This is a genomic window from Pseudoalteromonas sp. MQS005 (genome assembly GCF_001661605.1).
Classification (GTDB): domain Bacteria; phylum Pseudomonadota; class Gammaproteobacteria; order Enterobacterales; family Alteromonadaceae; genus Pseudoalteromonas; species Pseudoalteromonas tetraodonis.
Genome location: NZ_LYRQ01000052.1, coordinates 21,856 through 30,138, shown reverse-complemented (window position 1 = coordinate 30,138; position 8,283 = coordinate 21,856). Strand labels below are relative to the sequence as shown.

General features: G+C 41.9%; 6 protein-coding genes. All 6 read left to right on the top strand.

Annotation, left to right across the window (positions count from 1 at the left end; genetic code table 11):
- The first annotated feature begins 209 nt into the window (after positions 1–209).
- A complete protein-coding gene (dusB, locus tag A9479_RS15950) occupies positions 210–1,181 on the top strand; it encodes a tRNA dihydrouridine synthase DusB (RefSeq protein WP_024601713.1) in 972 nt (323 codons plus the stop codon).
- Between the two features lie 19 nt (positions 1,182–1,200).
- Entirely contained in the window at positions 1,201–1,491 is a 291-nt protein-coding gene (gene fis / locus A9479_RS15945) for a DNA-binding transcriptional regulator Fis (RefSeq protein WP_002957804.1), read from the top strand.
- Between the two features lie 332 nt (positions 1,492–1,823).
- Positions 1,824–3,410, top strand: a complete 1,587-nt coding sequence (gene purH / locus A9479_RS15940; protein WP_064663975.1) for a bifunctional phosphoribosylaminoimidazolecarboxamide formyltransferase/IMP cyclohydrolase — start codon at positions 1,824–1,826, stop codon at positions 3,408–3,410.
- 109 nt (positions 3,411–3,519) lie between these two features.
- Entirely contained in the window at positions 3,520–4,338 is an 819-nt protein-coding gene (locus A9479_RS15935) for a class I SAM-dependent methyltransferase (RefSeq protein WP_064663974.1), read from the top strand.
- Positions 4,339–4,352: 14 nt separating this feature from the next.
- Entirely contained in the window at positions 4,353–5,639 is a 1,287-nt protein-coding gene (gene purD / locus A9479_RS15930) for a phosphoribosylamine--glycine ligase (protein ID WP_064663973.1), read from the top strand.
- 97 nt (positions 5,640–5,736) lie between these two features.
- Complete coding sequence (locus A9479_RS15925; RefSeq protein WP_064663972.1) at positions 5,737–8,277, top strand: EAL domain-containing protein; 2,541 nt, start codon at positions 5,737–5,739, stop codon at positions 8,275–8,277.
- Positions 8,278–8,283 lie beyond the last annotated feature (6 nt).

The following is an 8,283-nucleotide window of genomic DNA, read 5'->3' as shown; positions in this document are numbered from 1 at the left end:
ATTTTTTTACATAATAAAAAATAAAGATTTTTTATTATAAAAGTAACAGCCGTTCAAAATTCACACAAATAAACCGCTTCGTCATACGGTTATCAAATGTCAATACGAAAAGAGCAAAAAAAAGTCACTTTTGTTCAATTTATAGCCTTTGATTTTTGCGTAAAAAGCCGTAAACTTAGCGCCCCTTGAAAAGAGGCCTATTGAATATCGTGCGTATCGGTTCATACCAACTTGAGAATAATGTCATTGTCGCGCCTATGGCGGGCATAACGGACAGACCATTTAGACAGCTATGTCGTCGTTTAGGCGCTGGCCTTGCTGTGTCTGAAATGCTGTCGTCTAATCCGAAGGTTTGGAAAACCGAAAAGTCGATGAACCGAATGGATCATTCTGGTGAGTCGGGTATACGTGCGGTGCAAATTGCAGGAGCAGACCCTGAGCTTATGGCACAGGCCGCACAATTCAATGTTGCAAACGGTGCACAGATCATAGATATCAATATGGGGTGCCCAGCAAAAAAAGTGAACAAGAAACTTGCAGGCTCAGCCTTATTACAGTTTCCAGAACTCGTGGAAGAGATTATTGATGCCGTAGTAAACGCGGTTGATATACCTGTGACACTTAAAATCCGTACCGGATGGGATCAGGACAACCGTAATGGTGTAGAGATTGCAAGAATAGCTGAACGTTATGGCATTGCATCACTGGCTGTACATGGGCGCACGCGCGCATGTATGTATAAAGGTGATGCTGAGTACGCCACAATTAGGGATATAAAGCGTTCAGTGTCGATACCTGTCGTTGCTAATGGTGATATTACATCACCTGAAAAAGCAAAGCAGGTTTTGGACTATACGGGTGCAGATGCCATTATGATTGGTCGAGCCGCCCAAGGTCGCCCTTGGATATTTAGGGAGATAGACCACTATTTGCGAACTGGTGAACATATGCAGCCACCTGCTATAGCAGAGGTGCGCAGTATTTTAATGGAGCATTTAACTAACCTCCATGTGTTTTACGGTGAGCCAATGGGAGCACGAATCGCTCGCAAACATGTATCTTGGTATTTGCAAACCCATGACAGTGACGGTCAGTTTAGGCGAGTATTTAATGCGCTCGACAATTCAGAGGCACAGGTCGTCGCATTAGAGCAATACTTTAAAACACTAGCAGCTAACTAAGAAAGAAAGAGACTTTATAATGTTCGAACAAAACGTGACTTCTCCATTTATCACTAACCCTCATGTTCAGTCACACGAGAAACCGCAGCCATTGCGTGATGCAGTGAAAAAAGCTGTTCACCACTACTTAAAGCAGCTTAACGGTCAAGATGTGCAAGACGTTTACGACCTTGTTCTTTCTGAGCTAGAAGCGCCATTGCTTGAAGAAGTAATGACTTACACACGTGGCAATCAAACTCGTGCGGCAATTTTACTAGGTATCAACCGTGGTACTTTACGTAAAAAGCTTAAAAAATACGGTATGAACTAATACCAGCTATATTGAAACCGTAATCATTCTAACGAGCTAAATAAGCCCCTAACTGCGTTAAAAATTTTTTATGTAGAATAACTACACAGCAAAATTTTTGCCTTGTTATTGACTTATTTCTCTGTCGTTATAATTGCTTACTAATCCAATACAGCTGGTATAAAGTATTTTGAGTAAAAAGCACCTTAGGGTGCTTTTTTTATTTGTAAAATTTATTAACGAAATTGCAAAATGCTCACGCTTTATGGGTCGTTATAAGTCGTTTTTTGAGTCGTAATCAGTTAAAATACGCGCTTCTAAGCTAGCTCATTAACTGAGGAAATCAAACTACAATGGATACACATCGTCCTATACGTCGCGCACTTTTGAGTGTGTCAGACAAAACCGGTATTGTTGAATTTGCCCGTGCACTAGAAGCACAAGGTGTTGAAATACTTTCAACTGGCGGCACGTGTAAACTACTTGCTGACAATGCAATTAAAGTAACTGAAGTATCAGATCACACCGGTCACCCTGAGATCATGGATGGTCGCGTAAAAACCCTACATCCAAAAATTCATGGCGGCATTCTTGCTCGTCGTGGCCAAGATGAAGACGTAATGGCAGATAACAATATCTCTGCTATCGACATCGTTGTAGTTAACTTATACCCCTTTGCGAATACTGTCGCTCAAGAAAACTGCAGCCTTGAAGATGCTATTGAAAACATCGATATTGGTGGCCCAACCATGGTACGTGCGGCAGCTAAAAATCACAAAGATGTGACGATCGTTGTTAACGCAAGCGACTACGACCGTGTTATTAGCGAAATGCAAAATAACAACGGCTCAACAACTTACAAAACTCGCTTTGACTTAGCTATTGCAGCGTATGAGCATACAGCGCAGTACGATGGCATGATTGCTAACTACTTCGGTAAAATGGTTCCTGATTACACAGAAGAAGCCGCTATCGATACTAAGTTCCCGCGTACTATTAATATGCAATTCACTAAAAAGCAAGATATGCGCTACGGTGAAAATTCGCATCAAGATGCCGCGTTTTATGTTGAGAACGACATCACTGAAGCGTCAGTGGCAACAGCGACTCAACTGCAAGGTAAAGCATTATCGTTTAACAATATTGCCGACACCGATGCTGCACTTGAGTGTGTAAAAGAATTTGATGTACCTGCGTGTGTAATTGTTAAACACGCTAACCCGTGTGGTGTATCAATTGGCGAAAATATCCTAGAAGCGTACGAACGCGCCTTTAAAACAGACCCAACGTCAGCATTTGGCGGTATCATTGCCTTTAACCAAGAGCTTGATGCAAACACCGCACAAGCGATTGTTGAACGTCAATTTGTTGAAGTTATTATTGCGCCAAGCGTAAGTCCTGAAGCGGCTCAAATAGTCTCGGCTAAGCAAAACGTTCGCTTATTAGAGTGTGGTGAATTCTCTGCTAAAGGCACAGGTCACGACATTAAGCGTGTAAATGGCGGTGTACTTATTCAAGACCGTGATTTAGGCATGGTAACGCAAGGTGACTTAACGGTTGTGTCTAAGCGCCAACCTTCTGAGCAAGAGCTTAAAGATTTATTATTCTGCTGGAAAGTAGCTAAATTTGTTAAATCAAACGCCATTGTTTATGCCCGCGACGGTATGACTATAGGTGTAGGTGCAGGCCAAATGAGCCGCGTTTACTCAGCTAAAATTGCCGGTATTAAAGCCGCTGATGAAAACCTTGAAGTGAAAGGTTCGGTGATGGCATCAGATGCATTCTTCCCATTCCGCGATGGTATTGATGCAGCTGCAGAGGCTGGTATTACTGCTGTGATCCAACCAGGTGGTTCAATGCGCGATGAAGAAGTGATTGCGGCCGCTGACGAAGCTGGAATGGCAATGGTGTTTACCGGTATGCGCCACTTCCGTCATTAATCGCATAAAGAGCTAACGGGTTCAGTTAGCTCTTTTTGTTTGCACCAAATTCACGTATTCTGCTTATTCTATAACCATGACTAACAATTATAATGTGAAGGATTAGACGATGAAATTTGCACTAAAATCTCTACTGGTTGCCACACTGTCATTAAGCTCAACAATGGCGTTGGCACATAACCATGGCCACGACTCAGCATTAACAAATGCAGTTAAAGCAAGCGAGCGTAGCAGTGAGCGCGATCAATACCGCAATCCTGTAGAAACACTCGAATTTTTTGGCTTTAAACCAACCATGACTGTGGTAGAAATTGCCCCTGGAGGCGGTTGGTACAGTGAAATTTTAGCGCCAGCGCTGAAAGAGCAAGGCACCTATTATGCTGCGCACTTCCCTGCTGATTCATCGGTTGGTTATTACCAACGTTCTCTTGCTGGCTTTAAGGCTAAAATCGCTGAAGATGCCCGCTTTAGTCACGTTAAACTCACTGAGTTTGCCCCATCTACACATTTAGATATTGCTCCTGCGGCTAGCGCCGATATGGTACTGACTTTTCGTAATGTCCATAACTGGTACATGAGCAAAGATAAAGAAGCTGCAAGCAATGCGTTTAAGTCTTTTTACAAAGCACTTAAACCAGGCGGCACTTTAGGTGTGGTTGAACACCGCCTACCAGAAGAGCAAGATGATGAGATGCAAAAATCATCAGGTTATATGAAGCAAAGTGTGGTTATTGCACTTGCTGAACAAGCTGGTTTTGAACTTGAAGCAAAAAGCGATATTAATGCAAACCCTCTTGATACAGCCGATCACCCTAAAGGGGTATGGACCCTTCCACCGAGCCTTAGACTTGGCGAGCAAGATGCCGCTAAATATAAAGCCATAGGTGAAAGCGACCGTATGACGCTGAAATTTAAAAAACCGCTTTAAATAGGATATTCGCCATGAATGTATTAGTCATTGGCAGCGGCGGCCGCGAACACGCACTTGCGTTTAAGGCCGCTCAAAATACAAAAGTTAACACTGTTTATGTTGCTCCAGGTAATGCGGGCACAGCTCTTGAGCCAAAACTTGAGAACGTAGCAATTAACGTTGAAGACCTTGATGGACTGCTAAGCTTTGCACAACAAAATAATGTTGAGCTAACCATTGTTGGCCCTGAAGTACCGCTAGTATTAGGGGTTGTTGATAAGTTCCGTGAACACGGCTTAGCTATTTTCGGCCCAACCGCCGGTGCTGCCCAGCTTGAAGGGTCTAAATCGTTCACTAAAGACTTTTTAGCACGCCATGCTATTCCAACCGCTGATTACCAAACGTTTGAACAAATCGACCCTGCGCTTGCCTATTTAAAAGAAAAAGGCGCACCGATTGTTATTAAAGCCGATGGTTTAGCGGCTGGTAAAGGCGTGATTGTTGCTATGGACGAACGCGAGGCTGAAGAGGCTATTCGCGATATGCTTGCGGGTAATGCCTTTGGTGACGCCGGTAGTCGTGTAGTAATTGAAGAGTTTTTAGAAGGTGAAGAAGCGTCGTTTATTGTCATGGTTGATGGTAAAAACGTACTGCCGTTTGCAACCAGCCAAGACCATAAACGCGCTTACAATGGCGATCAAGGTCCTAACACTGGCGGTATGGGGGCATACTCACCAGCGCCTGTAGTAACCGATGAAATTCATCAGCGCATTATGAACGAAGTGATCTACCCAACGGTAGAAGGCATGGCTAACGAAGGCCATCCGTACACTGGCTTTTTATATGCAGGCTTAATGATAGATGAGACAGGTACACCAAAGGTTATTGAATATAACTGTCGTTTTGGCGACCCTGAAACACAACCTATGATGCTACGCTTACAATCAGACTTAGTTGAACTGATTGAAGCTGCTAACCGTGTAGAGCTTGATAAAACCACCATTGAGTTTGATTCACGCGCTGCAGTAGGTGTTGTTTTAGCCGCTAAAGGCTACCCAGATAGCTACCCGAAAGGCGATGCTATTAGTGGCTTGAAAGTAACTTACCCTGAAGGCGAAAAAGTCTTCCATGCAGGGACTAAGCAAGACGGCGATAACGTAGTGACTGCCGGTGGTCGTGTACTGTGTGCTACTGCACTGGGTAATACAGTTACACAAGCGCAGCAGCGTGCCTATAAACTGGTTGATGAAATCAACTGGGATGGCATGGAATACCGTACTGACATTGCTTATCGCGCAATTGCTCGTGAACAATCATAACGATTGATAACTAACGAGTAAATTTTATAAAAGCGCAGATTATCTGCGCTTTTTACTGCTACACTATAAAAAAAAGTAATCTGGACATAGATTAATATTGGAATTTAAAACCTTGCGCTACCATGCGGTGGCAGTTGTAATACTTATTTTTATCTTTTTTATTATCAGCACATTGGCAACAAACTTTGTGATGCCATCACGCTATACCATAGATAAAATAACCCCTGTTTACCTCGATCATGCTTATTACATAGACAAAAGCAAAACACAAAGTTTTGCAGAAGTAATGACCAAGCAGGCGCTATTTACACAGCAAGAATTTAACGATATACCTTGGAGCTTTGAACAGCAAAATTATTGGTTACGCCTCGATTTAGAAAACAAAAGCAGCCAACAAGAAGATGTGGTTGCCCACTTTGATAACCCGATGGTAGATCATCTCACCATATATCGGCTCAATAGTAACAACCAACTACTCGACACTTATAAGCTTGGCGATAAAGAGCCACGTCTTACTTTATTTAAGTACAGCGTGCCCCACATTCGCTTTAACCTCGATGGCCAATCTACACAACGACTAATTATAAAAATAGATACTGTGGGGATCAGTAAAACCCCAATTCACTTGTATCGCCATAATGTATTTGTTGATTTAGTTCGCTCACAAACAGGCATTTGGGGAATTTTCGCGGGTGTCTTATTAATGGCCTCACTGTATAACCTATTACTCTATTTTGGCATTAAAGACCGCGTGTACTTAGTTTATATTGGCTACATTATTAGTGCTATAGCATTAATGGGCACCGTTCTGGGGTTTGGTTTTTATTTATGGCCGCTAGAATGGCAGTTGTTTATTCACGAAAAAATAATTGTCGTTAATTACACTATTGCGTTTTTCACTCTCGCTTTTTGCACCATGTTTTTGCGATATCATAAAGACCGTTGCTGGCGTTATAAATTAAGTGTTGGTTTACTCTGGCTAATGCTAGTGCTCGGTACATTAAGCTTTTTTATTCCCGAAAATATAGCTGCCCCCATATTTTTTGTAATTTTGGGATTACTTTATATCGTCTGCTTTATTTTAATTTATAACAAATTAAAAAGTGGCTTTAGATGGGCTAAGTTTTACGTATTTTCATGGGTGCCATTGATTATTGGTGCAGCCATTCAGCCTTTAGAGCTTACAGGCGTTATCACTTATAGCTTTTCAATACGTCATGCTTTTTTAATGGCCATCTTATGTGAAATTGTCCTCATGGCCATGGCACTTGCCGATCGGGTTCGTTATCAGCGTGAGCGCGCTTTATATCATGCCACGCATACCCAGCAAACAAAACTGCTCAATAGCGCAAAGTTAAAGTATGCCTTTATGGCACTCAAAGCCCAGCAACGTTCTACCACTTTATGTTTGGTTAAAATACGTCATTTTAACTCGCTAAATACCATTATTACGCCCTCCCAAGGATATGAATTAATTAAGCATGTTGCGCACGAATTAGAATGCCAATTGAGCTTTGAGAGAGAATTTTTTAACTTAAGTAATGGCATTAATCAACCCGCTAAAATTGCTGATTTAGGTAGCGGTGTTTTTGCCTGTATCTCGACTAAAAACCAAAGCCCACACACGCTCGAAGAGTTATTAAAAAGGGTAGTAAATAAGTTACCAAAAACCTATCAAATCAAAGGGCTAGACTTACAACTCAATTACAGCGTGGGGATTAGTGCCTTTGGTAAACGTGATGACTTTGAATTTTGGTTGAAACGAGGCTACTTGGCATTACATAACGCTAAACATAGTCTAAGTAAGGTAAGCTCATCATCTGCGGACAGCAGTTTAGCTATGGACGTTGCGCTTGCTGCTAAGCTTCAACAAGCGATAAGAACGGATCAGCTCGCTCTGTTTTATCAACCACAAATTAGTTTAAAAGATAACAGTGTCAATGATGCCGAAGCCCTACTACGCTGGCCTAATACTGAGTTTAAAAACATTTCCATAGAAAAACTAATTCTACTTGCCGAACACACCGGTATTATTAATGAATTAACACTTTGGGTGATAGAGCAAGCCTGCAAAGACATTGCAAAACTGGCAAATGAGGGCGTAACTGAACATAGTATTAGCGTTAATTTAAGTGCAAAAAACCTAGCCATTGCCAATTTAACCGAAAAAGTAGAAAACCTTTTAATAAAGTATCAGGTTGCCCCTCATTTATTGAAGTTTGAGCTGACTGAATCAGCGTTTGTCGAAAATCAAGATGCGTTAGTCACCTTAGTTGGTGAACTCGCCACACTGGGCGTTAAGGTGGTGTTAGACGACTTTGGTACTGGTTATTCATCACTTAGCTACTTAGTTAACTATCACTTTAATGAACTTAAAGTAGATAAGTCGTTTGTGTATGATTTAACCGATAACCGGGCTCATCAGGTCATTGTGCAAACAGCTATAGATATGGCGCATAACTTGGGCCTTACTATCACGATTGAGGGCGTAGAAACTCAAGAAGTTCACCAGCTGCTCAACACCATGAAAGCTGACCGTACCCAAGGCTATTTGTACGCAAAAGCACTCTCTTATGATAATTATTTAGACTTCTTGAACAGCCAATACCGCCTAAAAATGTTAAGCTCCCCTTTTTAACATCTT

Excerpts from the sequence above, each read along its gene's own strand:
- purD (WP_064663973.1), top strand. The coding sequence starts at position 4,353 with ATGAATGTATTAGTCATTGGCAGCGGCGGCCGCGAACACGCACTTGCG.
- fis (WP_002957804.1), top strand. The coding sequence starts at position 1,201 with ATGTTCGAACAAAACGTGACTTCTCCATTTATCACTAACCCTCATGTT.
- purH (WP_064663975.1), top strand. The coding sequence starts at position 1,824 with ATGGATACACATCGTCCTATACGTCGCGCACTTTTGAGTGTGTCAGAC.
- A9479_RS15935 (WP_064663974.1), top strand. The coding sequence starts at position 3,520 with ATGAAATTTGCACTAAAATCTCTACTGGTTGCCACACTGTCATTAAGC.